This is a genomic window from Pseudoalteromonas sp. Z9A4, from assembly GCF_011378845.1.
Taxonomy (GTDB): Bacteria; Pseudomonadota; Gammaproteobacteria; order Enterobacterales; family Alteromonadaceae; genus Pseudoalteromonas; species Pseudoalteromonas arctica.
This window is the reverse complement of record NZ_WTLA01000025.1, coordinates 38,996-54,620: the sequence shown is the minus strand read 5'-3', so window position 1 is coordinate 54,620 and position 15,625 is coordinate 38,996. Positions and strand designations below refer to the sequence as shown.

Sequence of the window (15,625 nt, the reverse complement as noted above, 5' to 3'; positions counted from 1 at the left end):
TTGCCTCGCTACCTAAGTAGGTTGGCTGTTAGAACTCAATCTGTACGAGTGCCCACACAGATGATTGCTTTATATTGTTAAAGAACGTTGCGATTATAAGGCTAAACTTTATCTCGCTAGGGCTGCGCATGTTACGCTTTCCTATTTTTTTGTCAACACTTAAATTTAAACTTTCTAAAAAGATTCAATCTAAGTTTTACTTAACACCCTGAGTTGTTCGTGCCTCGCTATGCGTTGGCGTTTCCCGTCTCAGTGGGGTCGCATTATAGGGGGATCCGAAAACAGATCAACCCTTTTTTGAAGAAAACTTGAAATAATGTGCTGTTCGCTGAGTATTTGAGCTAAACGCTCAAAAACACAACTAAACTACCATTATTAATAGGTTCATAGAGCTATTTGAAATGAAAGTTGTGGCAACTTCTAACGGATAGAGACATATTTCGATCATCGATGCGGAAGAAATAACCAATAGAGCAAGAGTCGTATTGCTATAAATCATTTAAATTAATCAAAAGTTGAGAATTAAATTGATCAGCCTATGTTTAATAATAGTTTTACATATTTTAGGAGGAAGTTTACTTAGGCCGTAATGGTTAACTTTACTCTGAGGTTCTTAGTGCCGTTATATTGATAAGAATGCGCACGTTATATCTTTTAATCAGCTCTATAAGTAGAAACTTCGTTAGGGATTGCTCTAATTGTAGCTCAATTCGCGGCGGTATTATTAATAGCTGTAAATCACAATATATAGTGGAAATGATCTTTAACTAGAATCTGATAGGCTATTTTGAATGAATGGTAAATAAAGAGTAATTAGGTAGAGCTATTAAAGTAGCTGTCAAAAGAACTTATCAATTCAGAATCTATGAGTCATTGCCCATAATAGAAGGTAATTACTGGTTCATATAGTTTGACAAATTTTAGGCAAGAAAAAGCCGAGCATAGGCTCGGCTTTTAGGTTTCTTTAAGACTTACTCTGCAGACTGTGCGTCTTCTTGAACTGCTTCGCTAGTCGCTGGGCGACCAACTAGTTCAATATAAGCCATTGGTGCATTATCACCAGTACGGAAGCCACACTTAAGAATACGAGTGTAACCACCTGGACGATCCGCGTTACGTGGACCGATTTCACTGAATAATTTACCAACAACTTCATTATCACGCGTGCGAGCAAACGCTAAACGGCGATTTGCTACACTGTCAGTCTTAGCCAGTGTGATTAAAGGTTCAATTACACGACGTAACTCTTTCGCTTTAGGCAAAGTAGTTTTGATGATTTCATGTTTCACCAAAGAACCTGCCATATTGCTAAACATCGCTTTACGATGGCTACTGTTACGGTTTAATTGACGACCACTCTTACGATGGCGCATGACCCTATCCTTCTAACTAAACTAATATAGTGATTTAGATTATTCAGCTAAACTTGCAGGTGGCCAATTTTCTAGGCGCATGCCCAGAGAAAGTCCACGTGAAGCTAGCACGTCTTTAATTTCAGTTAGAGACTTCTTACCTAAATTAGGTGTTTTAAGAAGCTCAACTTCAGTGCGCTGAACTAAATCACCGATATATTGAATTTGCTCGGCTTTCAAACAATTTGCTGAGCGTACTGTTAATTCAAGGTCATCAACTGGACGAAGTAGAATAGGATCGAATTCTGGCTTCTCTTCTTTCTCTTCTGGCTCAGTTACATCACGTAAATCTACGAATGCATCTAATTGCTCAGCTAAGATAGTAGACGCACGGCGGATCGCTTCTTCTGGATCTAAAGTGCCGTTTGTTTCCATATCAATGATTAACTTGTCTAAATCTGTACGTTGCTCAACTCGAGCTGATTCAACCGAGTACGCAATACGTTCAACTGGGCTAAATGATGCATCAAGCAACAATCTACCAATTGGACGCTCATCGTCATCAGAGGATAAACGACTAGATGCCGGCACATAACCACGACCACGTTCAACACGAATACGCATGCTGATCTCGCTGTTATTTGTAGTTAAATTACAAATAACGTGATCTGGATTAGCAATTGTTACATCGCCATCGTGCTGAATATCAGCCGCAGTAACAGGGCCTACACCAGATTTAGTCAGGGTCAGAAAAACTTCATCTTTGCCTTCTAACGTTACTGCTAAACCTTTAAGGTTTAATAGTATTTCAATGATGTCTTCTTGAACGCCTTCTTTCGCGCTGTACTCATGTAAAACACCGTCGATTTCAACTTCAGTTACTGCACATCCAGGCATAGATGAAAGTAATATACGGCGTAAAGCATTACCCAGAGTATGGCCAAAGCCACGCTCTAATGGTTCTAAAACTATTTTAGAACGCGTTGGGTTAATAGCGTCGATGTCGACTAACCTTGGTTTTAGAAATTCTGTAACAGAACCCTGCATGTTATCCTCTCTTAACTCTTAACTTTACTTAGAGTAAAGTTCGACGATTAGTTGTTCATTAATGTCCGCAGACAAATCTGAACGCTCAGGTAGACGCTTAAAGCTGCCTTCCAATTTCTTACCGTCAACTTCAACCCAAGTCGGCTTTTCACGTTGCTCAGCCAACTCTAGAGCAGCGATGATACGTGCTTGTGTCTTAGACTTCTCACGAATTACAACAGTATCTTCTGGAGTAATTACGTATGAAGGAATGTTCACAACACGACCATTAACTAAAATCGCTTTATGGCTTACTAACTGGCGTGCTTCTGCACGTGTGCTAGCAAAACCCATGCGATATACAACATTGTCTAAACGTTGCTCTAAAAGCTGTAACAAGTTTTCACCTGTGTTGCCTTTAAGGCGAGCAGCTTCTTTGTAGTAGTTACGGAATTGCTTTTCTAATACACCGTAGATACGACGTACTTTTTGCTTTTCACGTAATTGTAAACCGTAATCAGATAAACGACCTTTACGGGCGCCGTGCTGACCAGGTGCAGTCTCAAGTTTACACTTAGAGTCGATAGCTCTTACGCCGCTCTTAAGGAACAGGTCAGTACCTTCACGACGACTCAGCTTGAGCTTAGGGCCCAAATATCTTGCCATGTTATTTCTCCTAACCTATTGTTAAACGCGACGTTTCTTCGGTGGACGACAACCATTATGTGGTATAGGCGTCACGTCAGTAATGTTGGTAATACGGTAACCAGCGGCATTCAAAGCACGTACAGCAGATTCACGACCTGGACCTGGACCTTTAATGAAAACTTCTAGATTTTTTAAACCGTATTCTTGAGCAGCAGTACCTGCACGCTCTGCAGCAACCTGAGCAGCAAATGGTGTAGATTTACGTGAACCACGGAAACCTGAACCACCGGCAGTAGCCCATGATAGTGCATTACCTTGACGGTCGGTAATCGTTACAATAGTGTTGTTGAAAGACGCATGAACATGAGCCATACCATCAGCAACTTGTTTTTTAACCTTTTTACGACGAATTGGTGTCTTAGCCATAATACTATCCCCTTATCGCTTAATAGGCTTACGAGGACCCTTGCGGGTGCGCGCGTTAGTCTTAGTTCTTTGACCACGTAGTGGTAAAGAGCGACGGTGACGTAGGCCACGATAACAACCAAGATCCATAAGGCGCTTGATATTTAAAGTAACTTCACGACGAAGATCACCTTCAACAGTGTACTTGCCAACTGCATCACGCAATACGTCAAGAATTTCGTCTGAAAGTTCACCGATTTTTGTGGTTTCGGCGATACCAGTCGCTACTAAGATAGCCTTAGAGCGAGTCTTACCTATGCCATAAATAGCTGTTAAACCAATAACTGCATGTTTATGATCAGGGACGTTAATGCCAGCAATACGGGCCACTAACACATCTCCTATATTCGAATTTGGTAATCATCTGTTTGAAAAGCCCGTAAGGATACTCAAACGAAGACCAAATTACTACTAAAAACACAGGCCGAGAAAACTCAGCCTGCACGCTGTTTACTTAACCTTGCCTTTGCTTATGCTTAGGCTCACTGCAAATTACGCGTACTACACCAGCACGTTTAATAACTTTACAGTTACGGCATATTTTCTTAACGGAAGCACGTACTTTCATTGCTCAACTCCGTAAACTGACCTTATCGACCGTAGCCTTTAAGGTTCGCTTTTTTCAGCACAGAATCATACTGATGAGACATCAGGTGAGTCTGTACTTGTGCCATAAAGTCCATGATCACTACAACGATAATCAAAACTGATGTACCGCCGAAGTAGAATGGCGTTTGCCACGCCATCGTCATGAATTCAGGCACCAGACAGATAAAGGTTATATACAAAGCACCTGCCAATGTCAGGCGTGTCATCACTTTATCAATGTATTTAGATGTCTGCTCACCTGGACGAATACCTGGGATAAATGCGCCAGATTTCTTAAGGTTATCTGCAGTTTCACGTGGGTTAAACACCAACGCTGTATAGAAAAAGCAGAAGAAGATAATAGCCGCAGCTAAAACAAGAGAGTACAACGGTTGACCTGGGGTCAACGTAGTAGCAACAGCTTGTAATACATCAGCGACTGGACCTTCACCTTGGCCGAACCAGCTAGCAATTGTACCAGGGAACAGAATTATACTGCTAGCGAAGATTGGTGGAATAACACCCGCCATATTTACTTTTAGTGGTAAATGCGTGCTTTGAGCAGCAAATACTTGACGACCTTGTTGGCGTTTAGCGTAGTTAACAACAATACGACGTTGTCCACGTTCGAAAAACACTACAAGATAAGTAACAGCGAATACGATTACCGCAACCATCAACAGTACAAAAACATTCAAATCACCTTGGCGCGCCATTTCGACTGTCGAACCAATAGCAGACGGCAAGTTAGCTACAATACCAACAAATATTAGAACAGAGATACCGTTACCGATACCACGCTCTGTTATTTGTTCACCCAACCACATAAGGAACATAGTACCAGTTACTAAACTCACCACTGCGGTGAAATAGAAACCCATACCAGGGTTAACAACTAACCCCTCCATCATGCCCGGTAAGCTAGAAGCAATACCGATTGATTGAATAGTAGCTAGCACAAGCGTGCCATAGCGTGTGTACTGGCTAATTTTTTTACGCCCTTGCTCACCTTCTTTCTTAAGCTCTATAAACGGAGGATACATATGCGTTAATAGTTGCGTAATAATCGAAGCCGAGATATACGGCATAATACCCAGTGCTAACACTGAAGCTCGCTCAAGTGCACCACCACTGAACATGTTGAACATTTCAACAATGGTGCCCTTTTGTTGCTCGAAGAAATCGGCAAGTACAGCGGCGTCAATCCCAGGGATCGGCACAAATGAACCTAGACGGTAAATTATGATAGCACCCAATACGAAGAGTAATCGGCGCTTCAATTCCGAAAGTCCACCTTGTGCACTTTTTGTATCTTGACCTGGTTTAGCCATTAGTACTTCCTTAGTCTTCTACCTTGCCTCCGGCAGCTTCAATAGCTTCGCGAGCACCTTTAGAGGCTTTAAGGCCTTTAACGGTAACAGCGCGTGAAACTTCGCCAGATTTAACAACTTTAACGAAAAGAACGTTCTTTTTAACTAGACCAGCTGCTTGTAACGCGCTTAGGTCTACCACATCGCCTTCTACTTTAGCGATTTCAAAAAGGTTTATTTCTGCAGATACTAAAGATTTGCGAGAAGTAAAACCAAATTTAGGTAGACGACGTTGCATAGGCATTTGACCGCCTTCAAAACCAACGCGTACTTTGCCGCCAGAACGTGATTTTTGACCTTTGTGACCACGGCCGCCAGTCTTACCTAGACCAGAACCGATACCACGACCAACACGTTTTGGAGCAGTTTTTGAACCTGCAGCAGGTGAAAGTGTATTCAAATGCATCGAATTAACCCTCTACCTTAACCATGTAAGAAACCTTGTTTATCATACCACGTACACATGCTGTGTCTTCTAACTCAACAGTGTGGTTGATACGACGTAAACCAAGACCGCGTAATGTAGCTTTATGTTTCGGTAAACGACCGATAGAGCTTTTTACTTGTGTTACTTTTACAGTTTGATTTGCCATGGTTACCCCAGTATTTCGTCTACGCGAAGGCCACGTTTTGCAGCGATTGACTGTGGAGAATTCATATTCTCAAGAGCCGAAATCGTTGCACGTACCACGTTGATCGGGTTAGTAGAACCGTAACATTTAGAAAGTACGTTCTGCACACCAGTAACTTCTAGTACTGCACGCATAGCACCACCTGCAATGATACCAGTACCTTCAGATGCTGGTTTCATGAACACTAGTGAGCCAGCATGACGTCCCTTAACAGGATGCTGTAATGTGTTGCCATTTAGGTCTACGTTGATCATGTTACGACGTGCTTTTTCCATTGCTTTTTGAATAGCAGCTGGAACTTCACGTGCTTTACCATAACCGAAACCTACTTTACCTGCGCCATCACCAACTACAGTTAGTGCAGTAAAGCTAAAGATACGACCACCTTTAACTACTTTAGACACACGGTTCACCGCGATTAGCTTTTCAGCTAGATCAGGCTGTTGTTGCTTTGCTTCTACGTTAGCCATAGTCTACTCCTAGAATTGCAAACCGGCTTCACGCGCAGCATCAGCTAGCGCCTTCACACGGCCGTGATATTTAAAGCCACTGCGATCAAAAGCAATCTTTTCGATGCCTTTGTCAGCCGCACGTTCAGCAACCGCTTTGCCAACTGCTTGCGCAGCTTCAACGTTACCGGTGCCTTTAACTGTTTCGCTAATAGCCTTTTCAACAGTAGAAGCAGCAGCCAGTACATTACCCTCAGCATTTACTACTTGAGCGTATATGTGACGTGGCGTGCGGTGGATAACAAGACGCGTTGTGCCTTGTTCAATATAATTTCTACGAGTGCGTTTAGCACGACGTAGACGAGCTGTTTTTTTATCCATCGTCTTACCTTACTTCTTCTTAGCCTCTTTACGGCGTACATTCTCATCTGAATAACGAACACCCTTACCTTTATAAGGCTCAGGTTTACGGTATGCACGAATGTTAGCAGCTGTTTGACCAACTAACTGCTTGTCTACGCCCTTAACTAGAACTTCTGTTTGGCTTGGAGTTTCAATCGTAATTCCTTCAGGAACTGCGAAATTAACTGGGTGTGAGAAGCCAAGAGTTAAATCTAATGTTTTACCCTTAGCTGCAGCACGGTAACCCACGCCTACTAACTGAAGTTTCTTCTCGTAACCTTCATGCGTACCAACAACCATGTTGTTGATTAGAGCGCGAGCAGTACCTGCTTGAGCCCATGCATTAGCTACGCCATCACGAGGTAAAGTAGTAATAACGTTGTCATTAACTTGTACTTCAACAGCGTTGTTGATAGTACGAGTAAGTTCACCGTTTTTGCCTTTAACTGTGATTTCCTGGCCTTTTAATGTAACTTCTACACCGGCAGGAACAGTAATTGGTGCCTTTGCTATGCGAGACATAGTTCCCCTCCGATTAAGCTACAAAACCAATGATTTCACCACCAACACCAGCACTACGTGCTGTGCGGTCTGTCATTAGGCCTTTAGAAGTTGATACGATAGCGATACCAAGACCACCCATTACCTTAGGTAATTGGTCACGTTTCTTATAGATACGTAGACCAGGGCGACTTACACGCTGGATATTTTCAATTACAGCTTTGCCTTCGAAGTACTTCAACTCGATAGAAAGCTCAGGTTTAGTTTCACCGTTAACGGCGAAATCTACGATATAACCTTCGTCTTTTAGTACTTTAGCTAATGCTACTTTCAGCTTTGAAGTTGGCATCGTTACAGATACTTTCTTCGCTGATTGACCGTTACGAATTCGTGTAAACAAATCCGCGATAGGATCTTGCAAGCTCATAGTCTTACTCCCATGATTCTATTACCAGCTAGCCTTTTTAAGGCCAGGAATTTCACCGCGCATAGCTGCTTCGCGAACTTTAATACGGCTCATGCCGAATTTGCGAAGGAAACCATGTGGGCGGCCCGTAATGTTACAACGATTACGTTGACGTGCAGGGCTAGAATCACGAGGTAAAGCTTGTAGCTTAAGTACCGCGTCCCAACGATCATCTTCAGATGTGTTAACATCACTGATGATAGCTTTTAGTGCCGCGCGCTTTTCAGCGAACTGAGCAACTAGTTTTGTGCGCTTTGCTTCGCGCGCTTTCATAGAATTCTTTGCCATAACCCTACCCTTATTTCTTAAATGGGAAGTTAAACGCTTCTAACAACGCACGGCCTTCCTCATCAGATTTCGCAGAAGTAGTGATAGTAATATCCATACCGCGTACACGGTCTACTTTATCGTAATCGATTTCTGGGAAGATGATTTGTTCACGTACGCCCATGCTGTAGTTGCCACGTCCATCAAAAGACTTAGCACTTACGCCACGGAAGTCACGAATACGTGGGATAGCGATTGATACCAAACGCTCAAAAAAGTCCCACATACGCTCGCCGCGTAGGGTTACTTTACAACCAATCGGGTAACCTTCACGCACTTTGAAGCCAGCAACAGATTTGCGTGCTTTAGTGATTAGAGGTTTCTGACCAGAGATTGCTGCTAGATCCGCTACTGCGTTATCTAAAATCTTCTTGTCAGCTAGGGCTTCGCCCACGCCCATATTCAATGTGATCTTTTCGATCTGAGGGACTTGCATGACAGAGCTGAAACCAAACTTCTCTTGAAGTTCCGCAACTACTTTGTCTTTATATACTTCATGCAGTTTCGCCATCATTCTACTCCAACTATTAGATAGTTTTACCAGTAGATTTAAAGATACGTAATTTCTTACCATCTTCAATCTTGAAACCTACACGATCAGCTTTACTCGTTTCCGAGTTGAAGATCGCAACGTTTGATGCATCCATAGATGCTTCTTTCTCAACAATGCCGCCAGCTTGGTTCAATTGTGGAACCGGCTTTTGGTGTTTCTTGATCAAGTTTATGCCTTCGACAAAGATTCGACCAGATTCAGTAACAACTGAAAGCACTTTTCCGCGCTTACCTTTGTCTTTACCTGCTAGTACGATTACTTCGTCATCACGACGTATTTTTGCTGCCATGATTGGCTCCTTACAGTACTTCTGGGGCTAGTGAAACGATTTTCATGAACTTATCATTACGAAGTTCGCGAGTCACAGGGCCGAAAATACGTGTACCAATTGGCTGCAAGTTATCATTTAAGATAACAGCCGCGTTGCTGTCAAAACGGATCAAAGAACCATCTGGACGGCGAACACCTTTTCTGGTACGCACAACTACCGCGTTTTTAACATCACCTTTCTTCACTTTACCGCGAGGAATAGCTTCCTTTACAGAAACTTTAATGATGTCGCCAATCGCTGCGTAGCGACGGTGTGAACCACCAAGGACTTTTATACACTGCACTTTGCGAGCGCCGCTGTTATCAGCAACTTCCAGCTGAGTTTGCATTTGGATCATGTTAATGACCTCCGGTGTAGTAATTACAACGTGTCTAAAATTCGTTTAAAAATCAGACATTTCGATTAAATCCCAATCAAAAAACAAACGAGTTGTCTCTTAAGGGCGGGCAATTGTACCAGCATTGAGGGGGTAGTGATAGGTTATTTTTTAATTAATTTAGAGCGTATGGTTATTAAAGTTGAGTAATTACGGCTATGTAGCTATTTTACAGGTGGTTACAAAACAAACAAGGCACTATATAAGTGCCTTGTTTGTTTTAACTATAGATGATTAACCGAATAAACCTTTTAATTTATCTTTAATCTTATCCTTTGCTTTGTCTTTGGCTTTTTCTTTTGCTTCATCAACCTTCTGCTTAGCTTCATCTTTAAGCGCATTACCCACATCAAGCTTTATACCAACATCGTGGAAAGGCCCTTTTATACGTAGTGGTATTTTAAAACCAGTGCTGTCATCGGTAGTCCCCTGTCCTTCGATTGATCCAACTATGCCTGTAACCAAACGGTAATTAACTGTTGTTTGTGGTAAATCAACATCGCCTTCACCTGATATTCTTATGAGTGGGCTAATAAGTGATAAATCAGTATTTTTACCAACACCATTAGTAAAGTTAAAACTTCCCGTTAGTGCAGAGAAATCTGTTTGCTCTGATTCTTCAAACCCGGTATCCAGCCCTTCAGACGCAGCACCAAAGTTTCCTGAAATGAGTTCCTTACCTTTACGAACCATCTCAGCTATATTCGCACCTTTTACAGCTCCATCAGCAAACTCAAATCCAAGTTTTCCGTTAAGCGCACCAATAAACGACTTTTGACTTTGGCCAGTTGTGTTTAGGTTCCAATTTAAAGACCCCTTACCCATTAGCTTGTCAAAGCCTGCCCCATCCGTTAATAAAGGCTGCGCATCTATACCAGCTAAGTCAAAGTTAGTTGATATTTTATAAGGTACTTGTTGTGCGTTTACATTGATAACGCCTTTACCTGACCCTTCATAAGCAGAAAAGCTATCTAGGCTTAGTTTTGCAATGCTATTTTTTAAAGCAACAGTAAATTGATTTGCGCCCAACTTAATATCATTAGCTTTTAATCCACTTGAACGAATAACTACATTCGCATCTAGTGAATTTAACGCACTTAGATCAATTTTAGTGTCATCCCATACTATTGGCTCTGCAGGTTTATCATTTTGCTCTACTGGCTCTTCTTGTTTTGCTACTGCTTCAGGTAGGTACGGGTTTAAATCAAGCATACCTAAATCAATATCAGCATTTACAGCTAAACGCTTACCTAGGTTAAGCTCGCTCTTACCTTTTATTTCCAATGCGTCTAACGTCGCAACTAAATCGTCTAAATTAAATTCCTCACCTGCTAGGTGCATTTTACCGTTTACACTGAATGCGTTAAAAGCATTGTCTTTAGCGTCTAACTCTACACCTTGCCATTTTGCAATACTTTTAACAGACTCACCGCTTAGTGATAACTGACCTTTAATATCTTGTCCTTGCCCAGCGATGCTCCCTTCGAACGTTAGATCAACTAAACGAGAATCTAAGGTTTGTTTAACATTAAAAGTAGCACCTTCAATTGCTTTAGCAGGAGTATCTAATTTTATATCAAGCTCAAAACGCTCCTGCATATAAGTAATACCCCCTTTTACTTCTAATGTTTTACGAAGTGATGGAAGTAAAATAGCGAGTTCTAAATCACTAATTTGTTGCTTAGCACCTGTTAGACCATCTAGATAAGTAAATGTGCCGCCATAAATAGCAACCTCACCTAACTCAATATCAAAGTTATCTGGAAGCTTTATCGCTTCACCTGATTGGCTTTGCTCTTTAGGTTGCTCTGCAACTGCATCAAACAACTGCCAATTAGCTTTACCATTTTTGTCAGTTTCTAATAGGATATTTGGTTCGTTTATAACAAACTTATCTAATTTAAACTCACCACCAAATAATGAAAACCAAGGTATGTGTACAGCAAGCTGTTTCATACTCGCCATATCGGCGCGCGAACCTGATTCCATATTTGCAAAATGCACGTCGTTAAGTTCTAACTTTAATGCAGGGAATACGCTAAGTGTTTTATCACCTTTAATAGTAAGAGTGCGCCCAGTTGTTTGTTCTACCTGCTGCGACACTTTATTAAAAATAGTATCAGTAGGAATTAAAAACGGTGCGGCAACAATTAGTGCTATACATAGTAAAAGTATTACACCTACAATTTTAAGTAAGGTTTTCATGATCGTCCTTTCAAACGTGCAAATAATGTTCTTATCATAGCGAGTGTTAGCCTTAAAATCATTGTAGTTGATGTAAAAAAGCCACTAAAACCATTTTACCTGTTATATATGAATCTTTCCTGAAACATTTTGATACCTTTAGGTTACAAATAAATATTGACCCAATGAAACCTTAAGGTTACATATTGTAAAAATTTTAAAAGGAAATGAGCTATGTCTAATTACGATATTAAAAGTGAAGAAAAATTTATGGACCAAAATGCGTGGTTTTCATTGTTCATGGGGGTCACTTTATTAATCATTAGTGTTTACCCAATGCTTAATCAAACATCAGCCCCACTATTGTTTTTAGGAACTGCTGCTTTTTTAGGTTCATTCTTTATGTTTGTGATCAGAGGCGGGTTTACATGGAGAATGAAATACCACCTTACATATAAAGATGAGTATTTAAATACCATCGACACTATTGCCTATAAACATGTTGTGCTTGGCTTACTTTTTAGTATGGGTGGCGTGTACTTACTCTCCGATACTCTTGCTTTAGAAGTATCTCACAGCATGATGGCTACATTTTACCTTGCTGTAATGAGTCTAATATACGGCGTATCAATTCTTTGGCAAAGCAAGGATTAGGAGCAAAAGTGCAAAATAAAATTGCAAAATACCGCAAAGAAGCAGGCCTTTCTCAACAAGACTTGGCTGATCTAATTGCGGTTTCACGTAAGACTATTAGTACAGTAGAAACGGCACGATTTACCCCTTCGGTAATAATCGCTCTAAAAATAGCAAAGCATTTTAATACCTCAGTTGAAAGTCTCTTTGTACTAGATAAAAATGATTGATACATGTAAAGCGTTAGTCTCATTCTATTAGCAAAAACACCGATTTAGCTACTTCAATTACAACGTATGGAGGACAGCGCTGTTGTTATCAGCGTAATTGCGCTAAAATAGACCAGCAAAAAAAATATATATCTAAACCGGAGATTCTACAAGGCATGAAAAAACTGCTAATTTCACCGTCAAAAATGACGCTAGGCGAACAAGAAAATCAAATCTATCAGAACATTCTGAAGCAATCTTCAGAATTAAGCCTTAACCTTATGGCCGTGAAAGTAGAAAACCACCCTGATGATTTTTTACCTTGGTGTTACGAATTGCTAAGTGCAAGCAGAGATCGTATGAACTACGATTTGCTAGAGCCACAGCAGTTACCAGTACTTAAGAAGCTACACGATCAGCTTATTTCAGCTATCAGCTTTTTACAGGTTAAAACTTTACGTATTGCTCCGTGGCCTGTTGTAAGTGTATTTGTAGAACAACACAAAGACGTTATTGCACTTGACGAACAGCTTCGTTTGGTAGACTACATCAAAAGCATTCGTGAACAGTCTCTTAAAGATATGATTCCTGAAGACTTACTTGCGTTTAGCGGTAAGCACATGGCATCACTTGATCCAAGCACATACAACTTTGACGTTGAATGGTTTGCATCTACAAAGAGTGCAAAGAGCTTCCATCAAATGCTTGGTGATTTACCAGGTGCTTTTGACGATGCACTAGTGAATATTCCACTTGAAGGTGATATTACTCAATACGAATATCAACAATTTGTTGCTGCTTATTCAAAAATATTCACCGACAATAACGAAAAACCAACACTTGCGCCTGCAACACGACTGCTTGCAATGCGTCGCCCTGATTTATTTACTCCGATTACAAATAATCGATTAGATGCATTATGTGGTGCCCTTGGTGTTTCTAAACTTAAAAATAGTGATTTTGAGCGTTACTGGCAAGATATCGTAAAAGGTATTCAAGCTATGTCATGGTACAAAATGGCTAAACCTAGTAACGAGTTAGAAGAACAATTGGTTGCTATTAAAGCATTAATTCCATGTTTCTTTCACTACGCTGATGCTAAAACACCAGATAACTCTAACTACATTAAACTGCTAACCAAGCCTAAACGTACTACAACTACAACAGGTAAAACTCAGCGTAGAGGTAAAGAGTCTGCAGAAATATTAGTAGACCGTGCTCTTGCTGCTGACGATATTCCTGAACACATTCGCAGTAAACGTGATTCAATTGTGAGTGAAGTACAAAAAGGTCGCAGCGTAAACGAAACAATTAGCCTTATGCGCACTATATTCGGTTAAAATCTTCTAATTTAGCCGTACTTTTATGGTGCGGCTAGGTTAATTTATGCACCAGCAATGTGCGCAACATCTTTCTTCATGTTATATCCCTATCCTATTCATAAAATTCAAGCTCATGTTTTTAATACATAAAAAATAATTTTTAATAAAAAACAATGAAGCTGGCACACACAGTGCAATTATCCCGTTAGTTAAACAATAAAAAGCCGTCAGCCTGAAGGTTCCAATTACATAATAAAAACCTTGGCGAGCAAAAATCATATAACGGGAAATGGACATGCTAAAACTAAAAAAAACCATCGCTATAAGTGCTATAGCATTAATGGGCGCAACATCTTTAACGTCAACAGCCGTACATGCTGAAGTAACTGCTAATGCAGCGGCAACATCAAACTACTTATGGCGTGGTCAAGAGCAAACTGGGGGCGATGCAGCTATTTCAGGCGGTATTGATTATGCCAATGAATCGGGCTTTTATGCAGGTACTTGGGCTTCAAATGCATCGTGGGCAGATGAAATGACCTATGAGCTTGACTTATATGCAGGCTTTGGTGGCGATATTAACGAAAGTGTTAGCTACGATGTTGGTTATATTTATTACGCTTACCCAGACGCAGCTTCTGAAGCAGACGCAGATTTCTCTGAAATTTACGGTAGCATCAGTGTTGAAGGCTTTACCTTTGGTGCTTCTGTATTAGCAACATCAGCTGCAAGTGGTGATGGTACAGACTTTGGTGATTCACTTTACCTGACAGCTGACTACGGTTTTACTGTTGGCAGTAACGGCACTGAAATGGCACTTCACTTAGGCCATTACTCTGGTGATTTTATTGGCGATGATAATATCTTAGATTACGGTGTATCAATTTCGAAAGACGGTTTTACTTTTGGTTTGTCTGATACAGATATGGATGATTCAGATATTAAAGCTTACGTTGCTTATTCTGTAGACTTTAATTTATAAGAAAGAATGTGTTACTTGCTGCAACACGAAGGGCCTTTTGGCCCTTTTCTCGTTTTATAGCTGTTTTGCCTTAAATGGTACCTTATTACATTGTACTTCTACTGTTTTAGGGTACCAAGCTGGGCCGATTTGATTCACAACCACCTCAGCTAAACCATTAGTAAACGATTTATACGTATGAGCGCTTTGCCATTCACCTTGTGGGCAATGTGTTGTTAAATCTAACGGCTCTGATCCCTCGTACAACGCAAGTGCAAAATTATGATGCCACTGTGAGCTTTTTAGCGTTTTATTGCTTACTTTGCTCTGTATACCGTTATCAAAGTAAATATTTGTACACCCCGTTAAAATAATCAGTGTGCAACCGGCTGCAAATAGCTGATACTCATAATGTCTCCCCTAGTATTTGCTCTTGGCACCACACTTTAATGGTATGGGGCGAGTATATTCCAAGCGTAATTAAACTCAGCGCTCCATCGCTAAACGTTTGTTGTGACTGCATTTGAATAACCGGTGTATTTGAACATATTTGTTTTACGTCTACCCGCTGCTCACCCACTAATCCCCATAAATAAAATGGGCGGCTATCTTCGAAATTAGCTTGGCTCGTTATTTTTGCTGTTGCCTGTGGCTGAATGGTTACCACAGAACAAGCACTGAGGCTTAATGCTATCGCCCCTATAATTAATGGTTTCATACTCTTCCTTATAAACTAAATACCAGTAAGGTAACTTTATAAGAAAACATAAAATATTAGCGTAAAAAGCTGTGAGGAATATGTAGAATCGCTATGAAGTTTTATACAATTT

Annotated in this window: 24 protein-coding genes; 4 read left to right on the top strand and 20 right to left on the bottom strand. The window is 40.7% G+C overall.

Going from position 1 to position 15,625, the window contains the following annotated elements; genetic code table 11:
• Positions 1-971: 971 nt before the first annotated feature.
• From rplQ to GQR54_RS15825, 18 genes are all read right to left on the bottom strand, one after another.
• Positions 972-1,373, bottom strand: coding sequence for a 50S ribosomal protein L17 (gene rplQ / locus GQR54_RS15910; RefSeq protein WP_002959450.1), 402 nt, complete (start codon positions 1,371-1,373; stop codon positions 972-974).
• A 39-nt stretch (positions 1,374-1,412) separates the two neighbouring features.
• Positions 1,413-2,399 (bottom strand): DNA-directed RNA polymerase subunit alpha, encoded by a 987-nt coding sequence (gene rpoA / locus GQR54_RS15905; protein WP_002959452.1) that lies wholly within the window; start codon positions 2,397-2,399, stop codon positions 1,413-1,415.
• A gap of 24 nt (positions 2,400-2,423) precedes the next feature.
• Entirely contained in the window at positions 2,424-3,044 is a 621-nt protein-coding gene (gene rpsD / locus GQR54_RS15900; protein ID WP_002959461.1) for a 30S ribosomal protein S4, read from the bottom strand.
• Positions 3,045-3,065: 21 nt separating this feature from the next.
• Positions 3,066-3,452, bottom strand: coding sequence for a 30S ribosomal protein S11 (rpsK, locus tag GQR54_RS15895; RefSeq protein ID WP_002959471.1), 387 nt, complete (start codon positions 3,450-3,452; stop codon positions 3,066-3,068).
• A gap of 12 nt (positions 3,453-3,464) precedes the next feature.
• The gene (gene rpsM / locus GQR54_RS15890; protein WP_007584664.1) at positions 3,465-3,821 is read right to left on the bottom strand and encodes a 30S ribosomal protein S13; all 357 of its coding nucleotides are present in this window, start codon (positions 3,819-3,821) and stop codon (positions 3,465-3,467) included.
• A gap of 124 nt (positions 3,822-3,945) precedes the next feature.
• Positions 3,946-4,059, bottom strand: coding sequence for a 50S ribosomal protein L36 (gene rpmJ / locus GQR54_RS15885; protein ID WP_002959476.1), 114 nt, complete (start codon positions 4,057-4,059; stop codon positions 3,946-3,948).
• A gap of 22 nt (positions 4,060-4,081) precedes the next feature.
• Positions 4,082-5,410, bottom strand: a complete 1,329-nt coding sequence (gene secY, locus GQR54_RS15880; RefSeq protein ID WP_007584663.1) for a preprotein translocase subunit SecY — start codon at positions 5,408-5,410, stop codon at positions 4,082-4,084.
• Positions 5,411-5,420: 10 nt separating this feature from the next.
• The gene (gene rplO, locus GQR54_RS15875) at positions 5,421-5,855 is read right to left on the bottom strand and encodes a 50S ribosomal protein L15 (protein WP_002959480.1); all 435 of its coding nucleotides are present in this window, start codon (positions 5,853-5,855) and stop codon (positions 5,421-5,423) included.
• A gap of 4 nt (positions 5,856-5,859) precedes the next feature.
• The gene (gene rpmD / locus GQR54_RS15870) at positions 5,860-6,042 is read right to left on the bottom strand and encodes a 50S ribosomal protein L30 (protein ID WP_002959482.1); all 183 of its coding nucleotides are present in this window, start codon (positions 6,040-6,042) and stop codon (positions 5,860-5,862) included.
• Between the two features lie 2 nt (positions 6,043-6,044).
• A complete protein-coding gene (gene rpsE, locus GQR54_RS15865; protein ID WP_002959485.1) occupies positions 6,045-6,551 on the bottom strand; it encodes a 30S ribosomal protein S5 in 507 nt (168 codons plus the stop codon).
• Positions 6,552-6,560: 9 nt separating this feature from the next.
• Entirely contained in the window at positions 6,561-6,911 is a 351-nt protein-coding gene (rplR, locus tag GQR54_RS15860) for a 50S ribosomal protein L18 (protein ID WP_002959486.1), read from the bottom strand.
• A 9-nt stretch (positions 6,912-6,920) separates the two neighbouring features.
• Positions 6,921-7,454 carry a 50S ribosomal protein L6 gene (gene rplF, locus GQR54_RS15855; protein WP_002959488.1) on the bottom strand — a complete coding sequence of 178 codons (534 nt, stop codon included), beginning with the start codon at positions 7,452-7,454 and terminating at the stop codon, positions 6,921-6,923.
• A 13-nt stretch (positions 7,455-7,467) separates the two neighbouring features.
• Positions 7,468-7,860 (bottom strand): 30S ribosomal protein S8, encoded by a 393-nt coding sequence (gene rpsH, locus GQR54_RS15850; RefSeq protein ID WP_007584660.1) that lies wholly within the window; start codon positions 7,858-7,860, stop codon positions 7,468-7,470.
• Positions 7,861-7,881: 21 nt separating this feature from the next.
• Positions 7,882-8,187 carry a 30S ribosomal protein S14 gene (gene rpsN / locus GQR54_RS15845; RefSeq protein WP_010554914.1) on the bottom strand — a complete coding sequence of 102 codons (306 nt, stop codon included), beginning with the start codon at positions 8,185-8,187 and terminating at the stop codon, positions 7,882-7,884.
• Positions 8,188-8,197: 10 nt separating this feature from the next.
• Complete coding sequence (rplE, locus tag GQR54_RS15840; RefSeq protein WP_010554915.1) at positions 8,198-8,737, bottom strand: 50S ribosomal protein L5; 540 nt, start codon at positions 8,735-8,737, stop codon at positions 8,198-8,200.
• A 16-nt stretch (positions 8,738-8,753) separates the two neighbouring features.
• Positions 8,754-9,068: a 50S ribosomal protein L24 gene (gene rplX / locus GQR54_RS15835; protein ID WP_002959496.1), complete on the bottom strand. Its 315-nt coding sequence runs from the start codon at positions 9,066-9,068 to the stop codon at positions 8,754-8,756.
• Between the two features lie 10 nt (positions 9,069-9,078).
• Complete coding sequence (gene rplN / locus GQR54_RS15830) at positions 9,079-9,447, bottom strand: 50S ribosomal protein L14 (RefSeq protein WP_002959498.1); 369 nt, start codon at positions 9,445-9,447, stop codon at positions 9,079-9,081.
• A gap of 273 nt (positions 9,448-9,720) precedes the next feature.
• Positions 9,721-11,691, bottom strand: a complete 1,971-nt coding sequence (locus GQR54_RS15825) for an AsmA family protein (protein ID WP_024608096.1) — start codon at positions 11,689-11,691, stop codon at positions 9,721-9,723.
• A 213-nt stretch (positions 11,692-11,904) separates the two neighbouring features.
• Between GQR54_RS15825 and GQR54_RS15820 the strand changes: the two genes are divergently transcribed.
• The 4 genes from GQR54_RS15820 (at position 11,905) to GQR54_RS15805 (ending at position 14,816) form a co-directional block, all read left to right on the top strand.
• A complete protein-coding gene (locus GQR54_RS15820; RefSeq protein ID WP_166378892.1) occupies positions 11,905-12,324 on the top strand; it encodes a hypothetical protein in 420 nt (139 codons plus the stop codon).
• Between the two features lie 8 nt (positions 12,325-12,332).
• Positions 12,333-12,533, top strand: coding sequence for a helix-turn-helix transcriptional regulator (locus GQR54_RS15815; RefSeq protein ID WP_002959505.1), 201 nt, complete (start codon positions 12,333-12,335; stop codon positions 12,531-12,533).
• A 155-nt stretch (positions 12,534-12,688) separates the two neighbouring features.
• A complete protein-coding gene (locus GQR54_RS15810; RefSeq protein WP_024591362.1) occupies positions 12,689-13,852 on the top strand; it encodes a hypothetical protein in 1,164 nt (387 codons plus the stop codon).
• A 277-nt stretch (positions 13,853-14,129) separates the two neighbouring features.
• Positions 14,130-14,816, top strand: coding sequence for a TorF family putative porin (locus GQR54_RS15805; RefSeq protein ID WP_166378890.1), 687 nt, complete (start codon positions 14,130-14,132; stop codon positions 14,814-14,816).
• Positions 14,817-14,870: 54 nt separating this feature from the next.
• Here the strand turns inward: GQR54_RS15805 and GQR54_RS15800 are convergent, their stop codons facing one another.
• A complete protein-coding gene (locus GQR54_RS15800; RefSeq protein ID WP_166378894.1) occupies positions 14,871-15,173 on the bottom strand; it encodes a hypothetical protein in 303 nt (100 codons plus the stop codon).
• A 28-nt stretch (positions 15,174-15,201) separates the two neighbouring features.
• Positions 15,202-15,513, bottom strand: a complete 312-nt coding sequence (locus GQR54_RS15795) for a Bor family protein (protein WP_166378888.1) — start codon at positions 15,511-15,513, stop codon at positions 15,202-15,204.
• Between the last annotated feature and the right edge of the window lie 112 nt (positions 15,514-15,625).